The organism is Chryseobacterium edaphi (assembly GCF_025628985.1).
Taxonomy (GTDB): domain Bacteria; phylum Bacteroidota; class Bacteroidia; order Flavobacteriales; family Weeksellaceae; genus Chryseobacterium; species Chryseobacterium edaphi.
The window spans coordinates 390,116-405,488 of the sequence record NZ_JAOTEM010000003.1; the positions used below are offsets into that span (position 1 = coordinate 390,116).

Sequence of the window (15,373 nt, forward strand, 5' to 3'; positions counted from 1 at the left end):
TAACGTTTAAAATTCTCAATGGGATTATTCTCTTTCAATAAAAAGAAACCAGTAATTGGTCTGACTTTATCCGGCGGCGGAATGCGCGGAATTGCACATATTGCCGTTCTTAAAGCTTTGGAAGAATATGATCTGAAGCCTCAGATTATTTCTGGAACCAGCGCAGGTTCTATTGTTGCTGCATTCTATTCTATCGGAACTTCTCCCGATGAAATGATGGAAATCGTCAAAAAAACAACTTTTTTCTCACGCTCATATTTAAAACTTTCAAAAAACGGAATTTTCAGTTCAAAATTTATTCTGAAATTATTGATGGATTACTTTCCTGAAGATGATTTCAAGGTTTTAAAAATTCCTGTTTACGTTGCCGCTACAGAAATGACGCACGGAATTGTGGATTTCTTTTCAGAAGGTGAATTATTTAGACCGCTTTTGGCTTCGTCAAGCGTTCCTTTTGTGTTGCCTCCGGTAAGAATGGGTGAAAAAATTTATGTAGATGGTGGAGTTTTAGATAATTTGCCAATTGAACCGATTATTGATAAATGTGATTTTTTGATTGGCTCACACGTTAATTCAATAAGCTACGACAGCCTTGAAAACATGAGTTTAATGAAAGAATTTGACCGTATTTTACATTTAGCCATTGCAAAATCTGTTTATTCTAAAGCTCAATCGTGCGATATATTTTTAGATCCACCGAAAATGACCAAGTTCAGTCTTTTTAATAAAAGATTTTTTGATGATATGTTTTCAGAAGTTTATGATTACACTTGTAAAGAACTTGAAGAAAAAGGGTATCGTAAGCTATGAGTTTTTAGCTATAAGTGATAAGTTAACTAACTAACTAACTAACTAACTAACTAACTAACTATAAATTCTCCTCAGCAACTCTCGCCTTGAATGTCTCAATCGTATCAGGCAAAGATTCCATAGATTTTCCTCCGGCTGCATTGATGTGACCTCCACCGCTGAAATATTTTCTGGAGAACTGATTTACATCTACATCATCTTTACTTCTGAAAGAAATTTTAATGAAATCTTCATACAAATCTTCCATGAAAAACGCAGACATTTTTACGCCGACGATACTCAATCCGTAGTTTACAAAACCTTCAGTATCTCCTTTCTGGAAACCGTATTCCTGAAGTTCTTTTCTTGTTAAGGATAAAACAGCTACCGTACCATCATTTACCACTTCAATTCTCCCTAAAACTAAAGCCAATAAATGTAGACGTGAAACTGTATTCGTGTCCCACGTATTTGAAGTAATCACCGACGGATCTGCTCCTTTTTCAATTAAATTAGCAACAATTCTATGCGTAGCTGCACTTGTAGAACGGAAACGGAAACCGCCTGTATCCGTCATAATTCCTGTATATAGACATTCTGCAATTTCTTTATTCACCAAATCTTCATCATTCATTGCTTCAATGAAATGGTAAATCATCTGACACGTTGCAGGAATAATGGTATCTGAATATACATAATCAAAATCTTCCGGTTGCTGGTGGTGATCGATAAGGATTTTTTTCGCCTTTGCTCTCATTAACCAATCACCCAAAAGTCCGATTCTTGCAGGAGAATTAAAATCTAAACAGAAAATCACATCTGCATTGTCGATGAGATCAAAAGCTACCTTTCTTTTGTATTCTCCGATGATGTTTTTCTTTGCTTCGGGCATCCATTTCAGGAACTTTGGGAAATCATTTGGAGTAACGATTTCGGCTTCAATTCCTTTCGCACGCAAATAATGTTTAAGCCCTAAACTTGAACCAATAGCATCACCATCCGGATTGTAATGGGTAAGAATTACGATTTTATTTTCCGGAATAAGAAGCTGATTGATTTCTAAAAGTTCGGCAGGTGTAAACATCTTTTTAAATTTTGAATCTCCAAAGATAAAGTTTTTATGCAGATGAATCTTTAAAAAGTATAAATACCTATCCTCATGTAATATTTAAACGGTACATATTTCAATAAAATAATTTAAGATTATATTTGCACTTAATAAAAATATACATATATTTGCAACCTGAAAATTAATAGATAATTACGACTAAAATATATAGTAATGAGTAAAAGAACGTTCCAGCCATCAGAAAGAAAGAAAAGAAACAAACACGGTTTCAGAGAAAGAATGTCTACGCCAAACGGAAGAAGAGTTTTGGCAGCGAGAAGAGCTAAAGGTAGAAAAAGCCTTACTGTTAGTTCTGCAAGAGCTAAGAGATAATTCTTAACTTTACAATATACAGATTATGCTTGAAAATAAGTTTTTTCAAGCATTTTTTGTTGTTAAATTTTCCTAAATTTTAGGTTTATAAAGCTTCTTTTTTCTATTTTTAAAATCTGAAATAATATTTTGGGAAAAGCCTCTAAAAATTGAATTTATGCCACACACACATATATCCGGAGATAACATCATCAATCTGCAGCATGCGAAAATTACTCAGAAAAATTTCACTGTGCTTACCGATGTTAATTTAAACATTAAGAAAGGCAGATTCTGCTACCTTATCGGGAAAACCGGTTCCGGAAAAAGCTCACTCTTGAAAACTTTATACGGACACATTCCTTTAGTTGCCGGAGTTGGCGAAGTGGTAGGATTTGATTTAGCTAAATTAAAAGCTTCAGATGTTCCAAATTTGAGAAGAAAACTGGGAATTGTATTTCAGGACTTCCAATTGCTTTCTGACAGAACTGTTGAGAAGAACCTGAAATTCGTTTTGGAAGCTACAGGATGGAAAGACAAGGCAAAAATGGATGAACGCATCAACGAAGTTCTTTCCAGCGTAAATATGAAAGGTAAAAAGCACAAAATGCCGCACGAACTTTCAGGAGGCGAACAACAACGTATCGCAATTGCAAGAGCATTACTGAATCATCCAGATTTGATCTTAGCCGATGAGCCGACAGGAAATTTAGACCCTGAAACTTCTAACGAAATTATGACTTTACTAAAGCAGGTCGCTGCCGATAATGGAGCTGCCGTGGTAATGGCGACCCATGATTATCATATGATCCAAAATTTCCCGGGAGAAGCGATCAGATGTGAAGACGGTAAAGTTTCCGTGCTTGATACTGCGGAATTATTCGAATAAAATTAAACCATTAAGGAAATATTTAAGGAGTTATGAACATTGATTTCTTAATTACTTAACTCCTTAAATGCTCTTAATGGTTCAAAAAATATATTGTTTTGCTAAAATCTATTTTTCGAAAACATGAAACTCTTTGGTGAGTTCAAGATATTGGTCCGAGTATTTTCTCGGACTTTTTTCTATGATAAAATCAGATTCATTTAGAACCATTTCATTTAAAGAAAATTCTAAAATCAGTCTTTTTATTTTTGAATTTTCGATTCCGTAAATATTGACTTTTCGGTGTAGAAACAATTGATTTTCTTTTGACATTTCTATAAAACCCTCTCCTACTTCTAACGGAATAATTACAGAAAAAATTCCTTTTTCAGAGAGTAATTGTGAAGATTTTGAGATCAATTGTTTGAAATTCAATTCCACAGTTTGTCTTGCTAGAATATCTTTTACTGAAGGATTTTCTTCGAAATAAGGCGGATTTGATACAATTAAATCAAACTTTTCTTCAGATTTAAAAGTTTTAAAATCATGAAGAATATTTTTTAATCTTAAATCAAAAGGAGAGTTTTCAAAATTGAGTTTGGTGAGATTTACAGCTTCTTCATTAATATCAATACCTAAAAAATTTGCATTTAAATTCCTTTGAGAAAGCATTAAAGAAATTAAACCTGTTCCAGTTCCGACTTCCAAAACATTTTCAGCAGCATCAATATTGGCTAATGCACCCAACAAAACACCGTCAGTTCCCACACGGAAAACATCGGCTGACTGCTGAATTTCAAACTGTTTAAACTTAAAAGATTTCACTAAAGATTCGTAGGGAGTGTAATGATAAATGTAGAGCCTTTTCCTATTTCAGATTTTACTGTGATTTGACCTTTGTAATCTTCCACCATTTTTCTAACCATGGATAAACCTAAGCCCATTCCGCTATTTTTTGAGGTGAAATTAGGTTCAAAAATTCTTTCAAACATATTCTCGGCAATACCTATTCCATTGTCCTGAACTGAAATAATCACTTTTCTTTGGTGTTGTTCAATATCGACATTTACCAAGAGCTTCCGATCATCGCTTTGCGCCTGTTGTGCATTCGTAACAAGATTGGTGATGATTCTGGAAAGATAAATTCTGTCCATATTGATCATAATATTACCCTTATTAGAGTGCACAAATATCAGATCATCATTAAAAACTCTAAGAATATCATCAATTTCAGTATTTAGATTGATAATCTCGTTATTTTTTTCGGGCAGTTTTGCAAACTCAGAGAATGCTGAAGCTACGGTTGCAATCAAATCGATCTGATCGACCATTGTTTTGCTTAATTGCTTCACTTTTTCGTTGACATTCGGATCTTGAGGATCAAATTTTCTTTCAAAATTCTGAATGGTCAATTTCATCGGTGTCAAAGGATTTTTCACTTCGTGAGCAACCTGTTTTGCCATTTCGCGCCATGCTTCTTCAGATGCTTTGAAACGAAGCCTCTCTCTCTGGTCCTGAATCTGTAAAATCATCCTGTTGTAAGCTCTTGCCAAAGCATTCAGCTCGTCATTTTTATAATATTTGATAGGACGCATTTCATTCTCGAAAAGCGTAATCCTTGTAATCATCTCAGAAAACTTCGTAATATTTTTTGCAAGGTTATTAGAAGTGACCCAACTCAACCAGACACTAAAAACAATCAATAAAATATCTACGATTAAAATGTACATCACGTATTTATGAAGGACATCAAGATAAGCAGATTCATCATGATACAAAGGAATATAGATAATTCCGACAGGTTCCAGCATATTGTTTTTCAACAACAAATAAGATGAGGTAAAAACAGCATCTTTCGAATCATCAACTTCTCTAAAATCATATCTGGCTTCAGTAGAAAGAAGTTTATTGACGATTTTCAGAGGAATTTTCTTCTGTTTTACTAAGGTCTTGTCTTTATTGGAAAGTAAATAGTTTCCTTTAAGGTCATAAATAATAATATCGTGTTGGTTGACATCCGCAATTTCAAAAATTTTATTTTTCAAAACTGACGGAAGATCTTCGGTGCGTACCGTCGACTGACTGACTGCATAATCCAAAAATCTCATCACTGCATTGGTCTTTTCCTGCATATCAATCTTACTCTGCTCAAGCGCTTTATTGCGCAAAACAAAATAAGGTACCAGAGAAGATGCAGCAACACTTAAAAGACATATAAATAAGAAACCGAAAAAAACCCGGTTTCTTAAACTATATCCTTTATATTTATTCAACGCCATTCTGCCTGTTAATTAATTTAGCAATGTATTTACCAACGATATCAAATTCAAGGTTGACTTTATCTCCTATTTTAACATTTTTCATATTGGTAAATTCCCAAGTATAAGGGATTATAGCAACAGAAAACTGAAAATTGCCACTTTTGGCTACGGTAAGACTAATTCCGTTTACAGTAATTGAACCTTGCGGAACCGTTACGAAACCTCCCTCTGAATTATACTGTACAGTAACAAAATAGCTGCCATCTTTGTTCTCAACGTCAATTATTTCACCGGTATGATCTACATGCCCCTGAACAATATGACCATCAAGTCTTCCATTCATCATCATGCAACGCTCAAGATTGACAACACTTCCCACTTCCCATTTTCCTAAATTGGTTTTAATTAAAGTCTCATTGATCGCAGTAACAACGTATTGACTCCCTGTAATTTCAACCACAGTAAGACAACAACCGTTATGAGCAAGACTTTGATCGATCTTTAATTCGTGAGTAAATGGACAGCTTAAAGTAAAATTAATATTACTGCCTTTTTCTTCAATTTTTTCAATAACTCCTACCGCTTCAATAATTCCTGTGAACATATTATTTTTTGCTAAATTTGTAAAATTATAATCTTCAAAGATAATCAAAATGAGCCCAAAAAACCATAAAGTACGAGTAGGAATTTCAATTGGCGACTTCAACGGCATCGGTCCGGAAATCATCATGAAATCTCTGAAAGACAAAACTATTACCGACTTTTTTACTCCCATTATTTTCGGCTCAGGAAAATTATTCACGTACCAGAAGAATATTTTTAAGCTAAATCTGAATTTCAACTACATTACAGAAACTTCACAGGCTCAAAACGGAAAGCTGAATATGCTTAATTTGGTGAAAGATAATTCTAATGTAGAGTTAGGAAAACCAACAGAAGAATCTACCAAAATGGCAATTGACTCCTTGGAAGCAGCAACCGAAGCTTTAATGAAAGGAGAAATTGACGTTTTGGTGACTGCACCAATCAACAAAGACGAAATGATGAAGATGGGTTTCAAGCACGCAGGACACACGGGTTATTTTGAAGAAAAATTCAATAAAAAAGGATTGATGTTTTTGGTAACAGATGGATTAAAGGTTGCTGTTTCTACCCATCACATTCCAATTTCTCAGGTTGCTGAAAGTATTTCTAAGGAAAAAATCAAAAAACAGATCAAAGCTTTAAACCAGACTTTGATTGAAGATCTTTCTATTTCTAAACCAAAGATTGCGGTTTTAGGTTTAAATCCACATTCAGGAGACGGCGGTGTGATCGGAAATGAAGAAATCGAAATCATTTCACCAGCTATAAAAGAACTTTCAGATCAGGGAATCCTGGCTTTCGGTCCATTTCCTGCAGACAGTTTTTTCCAGCCGAGCAAATACCAGAGTTTTGATGCAGTTTTAGCGATGTATCACGATCAAGGTTTGGCTCCGTTTAAAACTTTGGCGTATGAAGAAGGCGTCAATTATACAGCCGGACTACCTTTTATCAGAACTTCACCGGATCATGGTGTTGCCTACGATATTGCAGGGAAAAATATTGCAGATGAACAGAGTTTTATGGAAGCAATTTTCATGGCGATTAAGATTTTTAAAAACAGAAGCGATTATAAAGAAATGATGGCCAATAGACTTCAGCTGCGGAGAATACCTTCAGACAACGGAATAGACGAAGATCTTCCTGTAGAAAGCGAAATGTAAATCGCTGAATCAATTAAAATTAATTTTGTTACCTATTTTATTTGTAATATTAAAATAAATGCATATTTTTGCACACTCATTTTATGGACAAGTTAAGAAACTACGATATAAGCTTTTCCGGACTGAAAATCGGTAAGCACGAGTTCAGGTTTGAGATAGATAAAGAGTTCTTTCAATTATTCGAAACTGAACAGGAATTTACAAATCCTAAGATCGATGTAGAAGTATTTTTAAATAAACACACTACGTTTTTAGAATTTGAAGTAAAAGTCAATGGTACAGTAGAATTAGTTTGTGATATTACAAACGACAACTTCGACTACCCTATTGAAAACCAAATCGGTATTTTAGTAAAATTCGGAGAAGAATATGATGACAGTGAGGAAGATGTAGTAACAATTCTCACCAATGATCATGCCTTCAATGTAGCACATTTGATTTATGAAAATGTAGCGTTATCAATACCCATGAAGAAGATATCACCCAATATAAGTGATGAAGATTTGGCAATTCTTGAAAAATTCAGTCCGAAAGAAATTGAGGAGGAAGAACATGAAGTTGACCCAAGATGGGAAGCTTTGAAGAAATTAAAAGATAAAAATTAAAAATAATAATAATATGATGAGATGATGCAAAGATCTCATCGCTCATCAAATTAAAAAAGTTATTACAAAATGGCACATCCAAAGAGAAGACAGTCGTCTACAAGAAGAGATAAGAGAAGAACTCATTACAAAGCAGTAGTTCCTCAATTGGCAAAAGATGCAACTACCGGAGAAATGCACTTATACCACAGAGCACATTGGCATGAAGGAAAATTATACTACAGAGGAAAAGTAGTATTGGAAAAAACAGTAGAAACTACTTCAGAAGAAAATTAAGAGCTTTTTATCTTAAAAATCTCTATTTAATACAAAAACCACTCAATTTTAATAAAAATGAGTGGTTTTTTGTTGCTTTTTGTCTTTTTTTGGTATCTTTGACGGCAAATCAAATATCAATTTTATGGACATTAAAGACATACAGAATCTTATCAAGTTTGTATCTAAAGCTGAAGTTTCAGAAGTAAAATATAAGACTAAAGATTTCGAAATTACTATTAAAACACCACTTGGAGGCAATGAAGCAAGCTATGTTGCTCAACCGGCAATGTATCAGCAGGCTCCTCAGCAATCAGCTCCTGGTCATGCTCCTGCAGCGATTTCTCCATCTGCGGAAAAAACTGAAGCAGCTTCTGACGATAGTAAATATATAACTATTAAATCTCCAATGATCGGAACTTTCTACAGAAAACCATCTCCGGATAAAGACGTTTTTGTAAATGTAGGAGATGAAGTATCAAACGGAAAAGTAGTTTGTGTAATCGAAGCAATGAAGTTATTTAACCAAATCGAGTCTGAAGTAAGCGGTAAAATCGTTAAAATCTTAGTTGACGACTCAACACCTGTAGAATATGATCAACCATTATTCTTAGTAGATCCATCTTAAGGAATTTTAGATGAAAGATTATAAATTTTAGATGAAAATTGTTTCATTTAAAATAATTTAAAATTCAAAATTTAAAATTTAAAATTTCAGAGAGATGTTCAAAAAAATATTAATTGCCAATCGTGGCGAAATTGCAATGCGTATCTTACGTACTTGTAAAGAAATGGGAATCAAAACTGTTGCGGTATATTCTACTGCCGACAAAGACAGTCTTCATGTAAGATTTGCTGATGAGGCTGTTTGTATTGGTCCTGCAATGAGTAAAGACTCATACCTAAAGATTTCAAATATTATTGCAGCAGCAGAAATCACTAATGCAGATGCAATTCATCCGGGTTACGGTTTCTTATCTGAAAACGCCAACTTCTCAAGAATCTGTCAGAAAAACGGCATCAAATTTATTGGTGCTAGTCCTGAGCAAATTGAAAGAATGGGAGACAAAGCGAATGCTAAAGCGACCATGAAAGCTGCAAACGTACCTTGTGTACCGGGTTCTGAAGGTTTGATTGAATCTTACGAACACGCAGTAAAAACAGCAGAAGAAACAGGATATCCCGTAATGATTAAAGCTACTGCCGGTGGTGGTGGAAAAGGAATGAGAGCGGTATGGAAAGCTGAAGATTTAAAAGAACACTGGGAATCTGCCATTCAGGAAGCAGTTGCAGCCTTCGGAAACGGAGGAATGTATATGGAAAAACTGATTGAAGAGCCAAGACATATCGAGATTCAGGTTGCAGGTGACCAATTTGGTAAAGCTTGTCACCTTTCTGAAAGAGACTGTTCTGTACAGAGAAGAAACCAGAAATTAACTGAAGAAACGCCTTCCCCATTCATGACTGACGAACTTCGTGAGAAAATGGGTGAAGCAGCAGTAAAAGCAGCAGAATTTATCGGCTATGAAGGGGTAGGAACGATTGAATTCTTAGTTGATAAGCACAGAAATTTCTATTTCATGGAAATGAATACAAGAATTCAGGTGGAGCACCCGATTACAGAACAGGTTATTGATTATGACTTAATCAGAGAACAAATTCTTTTGGCTGCAGGAACTCCAATTTCGGGAATCAACCACTATCCAAAATTACACTCCATCGAATGCAGAATCAACGCTGAAGATCCTTATGCTGATTTCAGACCTTCTCCGGGAAAAATTACGGGATTAAACATTCCTGGTGGACATGGAATAAGAGTTGACACTCACGTTTATTCGGGATATACCATTCCTTCTAACTATGATTCAATGATCGCTAAATTGATCACAACGGCACAAACCCGTGAAGAAGCAATTGCAAAAATGAAACGCGCTTTAGAAGAATTCTATGTTGAAGGTGTAAAAACAACTATTCCTTTTCACAGACAGTTGATGGAAGATGAAGCTTATCTTTCAGGAAATTACACTACAAAATTCATGGAGAGTTTTGTAATGGATAAGAAATATGATAATCACTAAGATTATTTTTAGATAAATTTTAAACCGCTTCATTTGGAGCGGTTTTTTTTATGGATTCTACTTTCTAATTTTAAATTATTAACTTTGTAAAAAAGCAAAAAGAATATGTCAACAGTAGAACAAACAAAACATTCACAATATTTTATTGAACTCGAAGAAAAATACGGTGCTCACAATTATCACCCGCTTCCTGTGGTTTTAGATAAAGGTGAAGGTGTTTTCGTTTGGGATGTTGAAGGTAAAAAATATTACGATTTTCTTTCAGCTTATTCTGCTGTAAATCAAGGCCATTCTCATCCAAAAATTGTGGAAGCATTAGTTAATCAGGCTAAAAAATTAGCTTTAACTTCAAGAGCATTTTACAATTCAAGCTTAGGAGAGTACGAGAAAAAAATTACTACACTTTTTGGTTTTGATAAAGTTTTACCCATGAATTCAGGTGCTGAAGCTGTGGAAACTGCTGTAAAATTAGCCAGAAAATGGAGTTATGAAGTAAAAGGAATTTCAGAAAACGCAGCAAAAATAGTAGTTTGTGAAAATAACTTCCATGGAAGAACGACAACGATTGTTTCTTTCTCAAACGATCCTGATGCGAATAAAAATTACGGACCTTTCACTCCAGGATTTGTGAAAATTCCATATAATGATCTTACAGCTTTAGAAGAAGTTTTAAAAAATGACGCTCAAAATATTGCGGCATTTTTAGTGGAGCCTATTCAAGGTGAAGCCGGAGTTTATGTTCCGGACGACAATTTCCTTCAAAATGCTTCCGAATTATGTAAAAAACACAACGTTCTTTTTATTGCTGACGAAGTGCAGACAGGAATTGCAAGAACAGGAAAATTGATCGCATGTCATCACGAAAATGTGCAACCTGATATTTTAATTTTAGGAAAAGCTATTTCCGGCGGAATGTATCCTGTATCGGCAGTTTTGGCAAATGATGAGATAATGAATGTGATCAAACCTGGACAGCACGGTTCTACTTTCGGTGGAAATCCCATTGCTTGTGCAGTTGCTATTGCGGCATTAGATGTTGTAGAAAACGAAAAATTATCAGAAAGAGCAGAAGAATTAGGTCAGCTTTTCAGATCTGAAATTCAAAAACTGATACAGAAATCTGATCTGATTACAAAAGTAAGAGGAAAAGGTTTGTTGAATGCAATTCTGATCAACGATACTCCGGAAAGTTCAACTGCATGGAATCTTTGTCTACAATTAAAAGAAAACGGACTTCTCGCAAAACCAACCCACGGAAACATCATCAGATTGGCACCACCTTTGGTAATCACAGAAGAGCAATTATTAGATTGTGTAAAAATCATCGAAAAAACAGTTTTGGAATTTGGCGGATAATATGAAGATTTTAATCATTCAGAAAAAATTCATGGGTGATGTACTCGTGACGAGTACAATACTGCCTTTACTGAAAAAAAAATATCCAAAATCTGAAATCAGTTTTCTTTTGGAAGAAAAACATTCTCAAATCCTGATCGGTAATCCATATATCGATCATTTTTTGTTTTTTAGTAATGATGGTACAAAAACTCTGTCTGAGATAAAGCAATACAAATTTGATTTAGTAATCGACCTTTATTCAAAAATAGAAACTGCAATTATCACTTTTTTTTCGGGAGCTAAAACAAGAATTGGTTTTTTCAAAAAATACACTCAGTTTTTCTACAATCACCCGGTAAAAAGATCAACGAAAGTAAAATCGAAAAATACTACTTTCGGAATTGAGCATCGTTTGCAGATGTTGGAACCGTTAGGAATTCCTTTTCAAGAAGTTTTCCCAAAAGTTTATATACAAGATGATGAGCTGAAAAATGCACATCAAATTTTAAGCGAAAATAGATTATCTACAACTGATAATCTGATTATGATAAGCACTTTTGGAAGCTCTGAAGAGAAGACTTATCCTATTGAATATATGGCAGAATTGCTCGAATATATTTCTGGTTACAAACCCAACGCAAAAATATTATGCAATTATCTCCCTTCTCAGAAAGAACTTTTTGAAAACTTATATTCCCAACTTTCTGAAGGAACAAAAACTTCAATTATAAAGAATTTTGACACTAAAAACCTTCGTGAATTTGCTGCGGTTACAAGCTTATGTAAATGTCTGATTGGTAATGAAGGAGGAGCAACCAATGTCAGTAAATCTTCGAGCATCCCTACTTTTACAATTTTTTCACCACATATCCGAAAATCAGACTGGGCTTGGACAAGCAAACCGGAAGTGGATAAATTTTTGCATATCAATGATTTCGTAAAAGATTCTAAAAGTTATTCGGATTTTAAACCTTCTTTTTTAAAGACCGATCTGGAAGAGTTTCTGGATCATACCATTGTGTAACAACTTAAATGATAGAATGCAAGAAGAAAAAAAAATTATATTACTGATCACTTACGACAATTGGGGATTCAACCAATATATTGCCGATGCTTTAGAAGGAAAAAATTATGACGTAAAGCATATTAATTTCCACAGTTTCAGGTATAAATACCCAAGTTTTTATCATAAAGCTCTTAATTTTTTCACGAAAAATTTAGGAATATCAAATCTAAAACACATTCATTATAATAAAGTTATATTAGGTCAGATTAAAAACATCAAATCGATCGATACGAGCATTTATATAAAGGCTGATTTTTTATCTAAAAAAACGATAAAAGCCATTAACAAAAAATCTCGTCAATCGGTATTGGTTATCAGTGATTCTATTAACAGATATCCAAAAACAAAAAATATTCTTTCTCTTTTTGATAAAGTTTTTTCTTTCGAAAAAAAGGACTGTAAAAAATACAATCTCAGATTTAAGACCAATTTCATTTATAAAACGATTGATAACTTACCTGAAAATTACAAGTATAAAGTTTTCAATATCAGTTCATTTGACAATAGATTCCCTGTAATTAAAAAAATTGCAAAATCTATATATGATATGAAAATAAAAAGTAAAATTATTATTTTCACATCAAAAGAAAATGAAGAACCTTATTTAGAATTTTCCAAAAATACCCTTTCCATTGAAGAAAACAATCAATTTTTGGAAGAATCTGAAATCATGCTCGACGTAAGCAGAAACGGACAGGAAGGATTGAGTTTCAGAGTTTTCGAAAGTTTGGGTTTAAAGAAAAAACTGATCACTACGAATAAAGATATTGTCAACTATGATTTTTACAACCCCGAAAATATATTTGTGATTGAAAATGTAGACGATATAACAATTCCAATAGCCTTTTTTGAAACATCTTATGTTGATATTCCGGAAAATATTTTAAATAAATATTTCATCCAAAACTGGGTTGACGAACTGGTTGAGTAATATGTTGTAATTTTACAAAATCAAGAGTATTCAAGCTATCATAAATGCGCTACAATACCTCAAAATTATTAACTGATTTTCTTTATGATTTCTTATAAAAGCACTTCCAAAATCATTATATTCTGTCCTCCGAGAAAAGTTACTGGTGGTCCGGAAGCATTGCATCAGCTTTCCAACAAGTTGTATGAACTACATTATGACAACGTTTTTATGCATTATGTTCCTCAAAGAAAAAATGCAAAAGCGAAAAATTATGATATTTATAAAACTCAGGAAATACATACATTCGAAGACAGTCCTGAGAATATTTTGATTATTCCAGAATCGATGACTTTTTTAATTAAAAAATATCCAAAAAGTCAAAAAGTAATTTGGTGGTTAAGCGTTGATTTCTACAAAATCTTGATGGATTACAGAATAAGAAAACAGAGTTTTTTCACAAAATTATTTTATAAGCAAGATGATAGAGAATATCATTTTGAAAATCTTCCGAATGTTTTTCAGTGGGCACAATCTTATAGATCAAGTGTTTATCTAAAAGATCACAATATTCCGGAAAGCCAGATCGATTATGTCTGTGATTACATTAATCCGATATTTTTAGATAAAAATCAGATAATTAAGAAAGATTTTTCGAATAAAACTATACTTTACAATCCAAAAAAGGGGAAAAACGAGATTGCAGAACTGATTAAAAATTCTCCCGAACTGAAGTGGATTCCTATTCAGAACATGAATGCTGATCAAATAAAAGATTTGATGGCAAAATCACTTTTGTATGTAGATTTCGGAGAAAATCCTGGACGTGACAAGATGCTTCGTGAGTCTGTTTCCCAAGATTGCTGTATTATTTCGGGGAAAAATGGTTCTTCAGCATATTATGAAGATTTAATGATTCCGGATGAGTATAAATTTGATTTCAGTACAGAAAAAATTCCTGCTATTCTAAATAAGATACAATGTATTTTTGACAATTATTCCCGACATATTCTTAATTTTAAGACCTATAAAAACGTGGTTTTGAATGAGGAAGCTGTGTTTGAGGAGAAACTGAAAGAAATTTTTAAATAATGTCAAAGAAAATTACATTAATTTATCCTTTTGCTTACGGGTATATCGATTTTGTAGTCAAAGAACTTCAGAGTTATCCTGATGTGATTGTCACCGATATTAAAACAGATAAGATCAAGTTTAAATATCCGAATCTTGGCGTCAAAATAAAAAATGGTATCACTAAAATTTTTGGCAAAAATATAAAGAAAGATTTTTTCAAGAATCAGATTTTACAACAAATTACAGAAAAACAGGATATTATTTTCATAATCCGTCCCGATCTTTTGGATATTTCTTTACTAAATGATTTAAAAAATAAAACAGATAATTTTATCGCATATTATTACGACAGTTGTACAAAATATCCTAAACAAACTGAAATTATCCATTTTTTTGATGAAATATATTCTTACGAAAAAGAAGACATCGAAAAATATAATTTTACTGAAACTTCAAATTTTATTTACGATGAAACGATTGAGCAGCAAGAATTAAAATATGACATTTTCAACATTTCATCGTATGACACGAGAATAAATGAGATCGACACAATTTCAAAATTATTACATGATTCGGGTTTAAAAATCTATTTTGTATTATTTTGGTTTGAAAAACTGAACTTTCCACATTTAATTTCAACCACAGAATACATTTCTCTTTCCGAAACAAAAGAATTAATTTCGCAATCGAAAGCAATGATCGATATTCAGAGAACCGATCAAAAAGGACTTTCTTTCAGAACTTTTGAAAGTTTAGGTTATCGCAAAAAACTTATCACAACCAATGAAACGGTAAAGAATTTTGAGTTTTATCATCCAAACAATATTCTCGTAATTAACAGCAACAACATCAATGTTGACGAGATCAAATCATTTCTAAGCCTTTCTTATGTAGAAATTTCTAAAGACATACTTTTTAAGTACAGTCTGAAGAATTTCACAAAAAAAATATTTAAACTATAAAA

17 protein-coding genes are annotated in these 15,373 nt (G+C 33.2%); 13 read left to right on the plus strand and 4 right to left on the minus strand.

The window, feature by feature from the left end; all coding sequences use genetic code 11:
* Positions 1–18: 18 nt before the first annotated feature.
* Complete coding sequence (locus NZ698_RS14095; protein WP_263003840.1) at positions 19–810, plus strand: patatin-like phospholipase family protein; 792 nt, start codon at positions 19–21, stop codon at positions 808–810.
* A 58-nt stretch (positions 811–868) separates the two neighbouring features.
* Here the strand turns inward: NZ698_RS14095 and NZ698_RS14100 are convergent, their stop codons facing one another.
* Positions 869–1,873, minus strand: coding sequence for a DHH family phosphoesterase (locus NZ698_RS14100; protein ID WP_263003841.1), 1,005 nt, complete (start codon positions 1,871–1,873; stop codon positions 869–871).
* 198 nt (positions 1,874–2,071) lie between these two features.
* Here NZ698_RS14100 and rpmH point away from each other — a divergent pair, with 198 nt between their 5' ends.
* Positions 2,072–2,230 carry a 50S ribosomal protein L34 gene (rpmH, locus tag NZ698_RS14105; protein ID WP_034679005.1) on the plus strand — a complete coding sequence of 53 codons (159 nt, stop codon included), beginning with the start codon at positions 2,072–2,074 and terminating at the stop codon, positions 2,228–2,230.
* 157 nt (positions 2,231–2,387) lie between these two features.
* Positions 2,388–3,098, plus strand: coding sequence for a cell division ATP-binding protein FtsE (locus NZ698_RS14110; RefSeq protein ID WP_263003842.1), 711 nt, complete (start codon positions 2,388–2,390; stop codon positions 3,096–3,098).
* A 108-nt stretch (positions 3,099–3,206) separates the two neighbouring features.
* Here the strand turns inward: NZ698_RS14110 and NZ698_RS14115 are convergent, their stop codons facing one another.
* The 3 genes from NZ698_RS14115 to NZ698_RS14125 are packed head-to-tail and all read right to left on the minus strand — an operon-like array spanning position 3,207 to position 5,942.
* Positions 3,207–3,902 (minus strand): tRNA1(Val) (adenine(37)-N6)-methyltransferase, encoded by a 696-nt coding sequence (locus NZ698_RS14115; protein ID WP_263003843.1) that lies wholly within the window; start codon positions 3,900–3,902, stop codon positions 3,207–3,209.
* Positions 3,902–5,356 carry a sensor histidine kinase gene (locus tag NZ698_RS14120; protein WP_263003844.1) on the minus strand — a complete coding sequence of 485 codons (1,455 nt, stop codon included), beginning with the start codon at positions 5,354–5,356 and terminating at the stop codon, positions 3,902–3,904. The genes NZ698_RS14115 and NZ698_RS14120 overlap by 1 nt, the downstream gene beginning before the upstream one ends.
* Positions 5,343–5,942: a riboflavin synthase gene (locus NZ698_RS14125; protein ID WP_263003845.1), complete on the minus strand. Its 600-nt coding sequence runs from the start codon at positions 5,940–5,942 to the stop codon at positions 5,343–5,345. The genes NZ698_RS14120 and NZ698_RS14125 overlap by 14 nt, the downstream gene beginning before the upstream one ends.
* Before the next feature lie 49 nt (positions 5,943–5,991).
* Between NZ698_RS14125 and pdxA the strand changes: the two genes are divergently transcribed.
* The 10 genes from pdxA to NZ698_RS14175 all read left to right on the plus strand — a co-directional run bounded on the left by pdxA (position 5,992) and on the right by NZ698_RS14175 (position 15,371).
* The gene (gene pdxA / locus NZ698_RS14130; RefSeq protein WP_263003846.1) at positions 5,992–7,083 is read left to right on the plus strand and encodes a 4-hydroxythreonine-4-phosphate dehydrogenase PdxA; all 1,092 of its coding nucleotides are present in this window, start codon (positions 5,992–5,994) and stop codon (positions 7,081–7,083) included.
* 83 nt (positions 7,084–7,166) lie between these two features.
* Positions 7,167–7,688, plus strand: coding sequence for a YceD family protein (locus tag NZ698_RS14135; protein WP_263003847.1), 522 nt, complete (start codon positions 7,167–7,169; stop codon positions 7,686–7,688).
* Positions 7,689–7,757: 69 nt separating this feature from the next.
* Entirely contained in the window at positions 7,758–7,964 is a 207-nt protein-coding gene (rpmF, locus tag NZ698_RS14140; protein ID WP_263003848.1) for a 50S ribosomal protein L32, read from the plus strand.
* Between the two features lie 124 nt (positions 7,965–8,088).
* Positions 8,089–8,571, plus strand: a complete 483-nt coding sequence (accB, locus tag NZ698_RS14145) for an acetyl-CoA carboxylase biotin carboxyl carrier protein (protein WP_263003849.1) — start codon at positions 8,089–8,091, stop codon at positions 8,569–8,571.
* Positions 8,572–8,665: 94 nt separating this feature from the next.
* Positions 8,666–10,021: an acetyl-CoA carboxylase biotin carboxylase subunit gene (gene accC / locus NZ698_RS14150; protein ID WP_263003850.1), complete on the plus strand. Its 1,356-nt coding sequence runs from the start codon at positions 8,666–8,668 to the stop codon at positions 10,019–10,021.
* Positions 10,022–10,126: 105 nt separating this feature from the next.
* A complete protein-coding gene (gene rocD, locus NZ698_RS14155) occupies positions 10,127–11,377 on the plus strand; it encodes an ornithine--oxo-acid transaminase (RefSeq protein ID WP_263003851.1) in 1,251 nt (416 codons plus the stop codon).
* Between the two features lies 1 nt (position 11,378).
* A complete protein-coding gene (locus tag NZ698_RS14160) occupies positions 11,379–12,383 on the plus strand; it encodes a glycosyltransferase family 9 protein (protein ID WP_263003852.1) in 1,005 nt (334 codons plus the stop codon).
* Positions 12,384–12,399: 16 nt separating this feature from the next.
* Positions 12,400–13,356, plus strand: a complete 957-nt coding sequence (locus tag NZ698_RS14165; RefSeq protein WP_263003853.1) for a WaaS/CpsH family glycosyltransferase — start codon at positions 12,400–12,402, stop codon at positions 13,354–13,356.
* Positions 13,357–13,440: 84 nt separating this feature from the next.
* Positions 13,441–14,427: a hypothetical protein gene (locus NZ698_RS14170; protein WP_263003854.1), complete on the plus strand. Its 987-nt coding sequence runs from the start codon at positions 13,441–13,443 to the stop codon at positions 14,425–14,427.
* Positions 14,427–15,371, plus strand: coding sequence for a WaaS/CpsH family glycosyltransferase (locus NZ698_RS14175; protein WP_263003855.1), 945 nt, complete (start codon positions 14,427–14,429; stop codon positions 15,369–15,371). Before NZ698_RS14170 ends, NZ698_RS14175 begins: the two co-directional genes overlap by 1 nt.
* Positions 15,372–15,373: the final 2 nt, after the last annotated feature.

Bases quoted from the DNA above. Each gene is read 5' to 3' on its own strand.
- NZ698_RS14135 (WP_263003847.1), top strand. From the start codon at position 7,167: ATGGACAAGTTAAGAAACTACGATATAAGCTTTTCCGGACTGAAAATC.
- accC (WP_263003850.1), top strand. From the start codon at position 8,666: ATGTTCAAAAAAATATTAATTGCCAATCGTGGCGAAATTGCAATGCGT.
- pdxA (WP_263003846.1), top strand. From the start codon at position 5,992: ATGAGCCCAAAAAACCATAAAGTACGAGTAGGAATTTCAATTGGCGAC.
- accB (WP_263003849.1), top strand. From the start codon at position 8,089: ATGGACATTAAAGACATACAGAATCTTATCAAGTTTGTATCTAAAGCT.
- NZ698_RS14160 (WP_263003852.1), top strand. From the start codon at position 11,379: ATGAAGATTTTAATCATTCAGAAAAAATTCATGGGTGATGTACTCGTG.
- rpmF (WP_263003848.1), top strand. From the start codon at position 7,758: ATGGCACATCCAAAGAGAAGACAGTCGTCTACAAGAAGAGATAAGAGA.
- NZ698_RS14120 (WP_263003844.1), bottom strand. From the start codon at position 5,356: ATGGCGTTGAATAAATATAAAGGATATAGTTTAAGAAACCGGGTTTTT.
- NZ698_RS14125 (WP_263003845.1), bottom strand. From the start codon at position 5,942: ATGTTCACAGGAATTATTGAAGCGGTAGGAGTTATTGAAAAAATTGAA.
- NZ698_RS14095 (WP_263003840.1), top strand. From the start codon at position 19: ATGGGATTATTCTCTTTCAATAAAAAGAAACCAGTAATTGGTCTGACT.
- NZ698_RS14100 (WP_263003841.1), bottom strand. From the start codon at position 1,873: ATGTTTACACCTGCCGAACTTTTAGAAATCAATCAGCTTCTTATTCCG.
- NZ698_RS14175 (WP_263003855.1), top strand. From the start codon at position 14,427: ATGTCAAAGAAAATTACATTAATTTATCCTTTTGCTTACGGGTATATC.
- rocD (WP_263003851.1), top strand. From the start codon at position 10,127: ATGTCAACAGTAGAACAAACAAAACATTCACAATATTTTATTGAACTC.
- NZ698_RS14170 (WP_263003854.1), top strand. From the start codon at position 13,441: ATGATTTCTTATAAAAGCACTTCCAAAATCATTATATTCTGTCCTCCG.
- NZ698_RS14165 (WP_263003853.1), top strand. From the start codon at position 12,400: ATGCAAGAAGAAAAAAAAATTATATTACTGATCACTTACGACAATTGG.
- NZ698_RS14110 (WP_263003842.1), top strand. From the start codon at position 2,388: ATGCCACACACACATATATCCGGAGATAACATCATCAATCTGCAGCAT.
- rpmH (WP_034679005.1), top strand. From the start codon at position 2,072: ATGAGTAAAAGAACGTTCCAGCCATCAGAAAGAAAGAAAAGAAACAAA.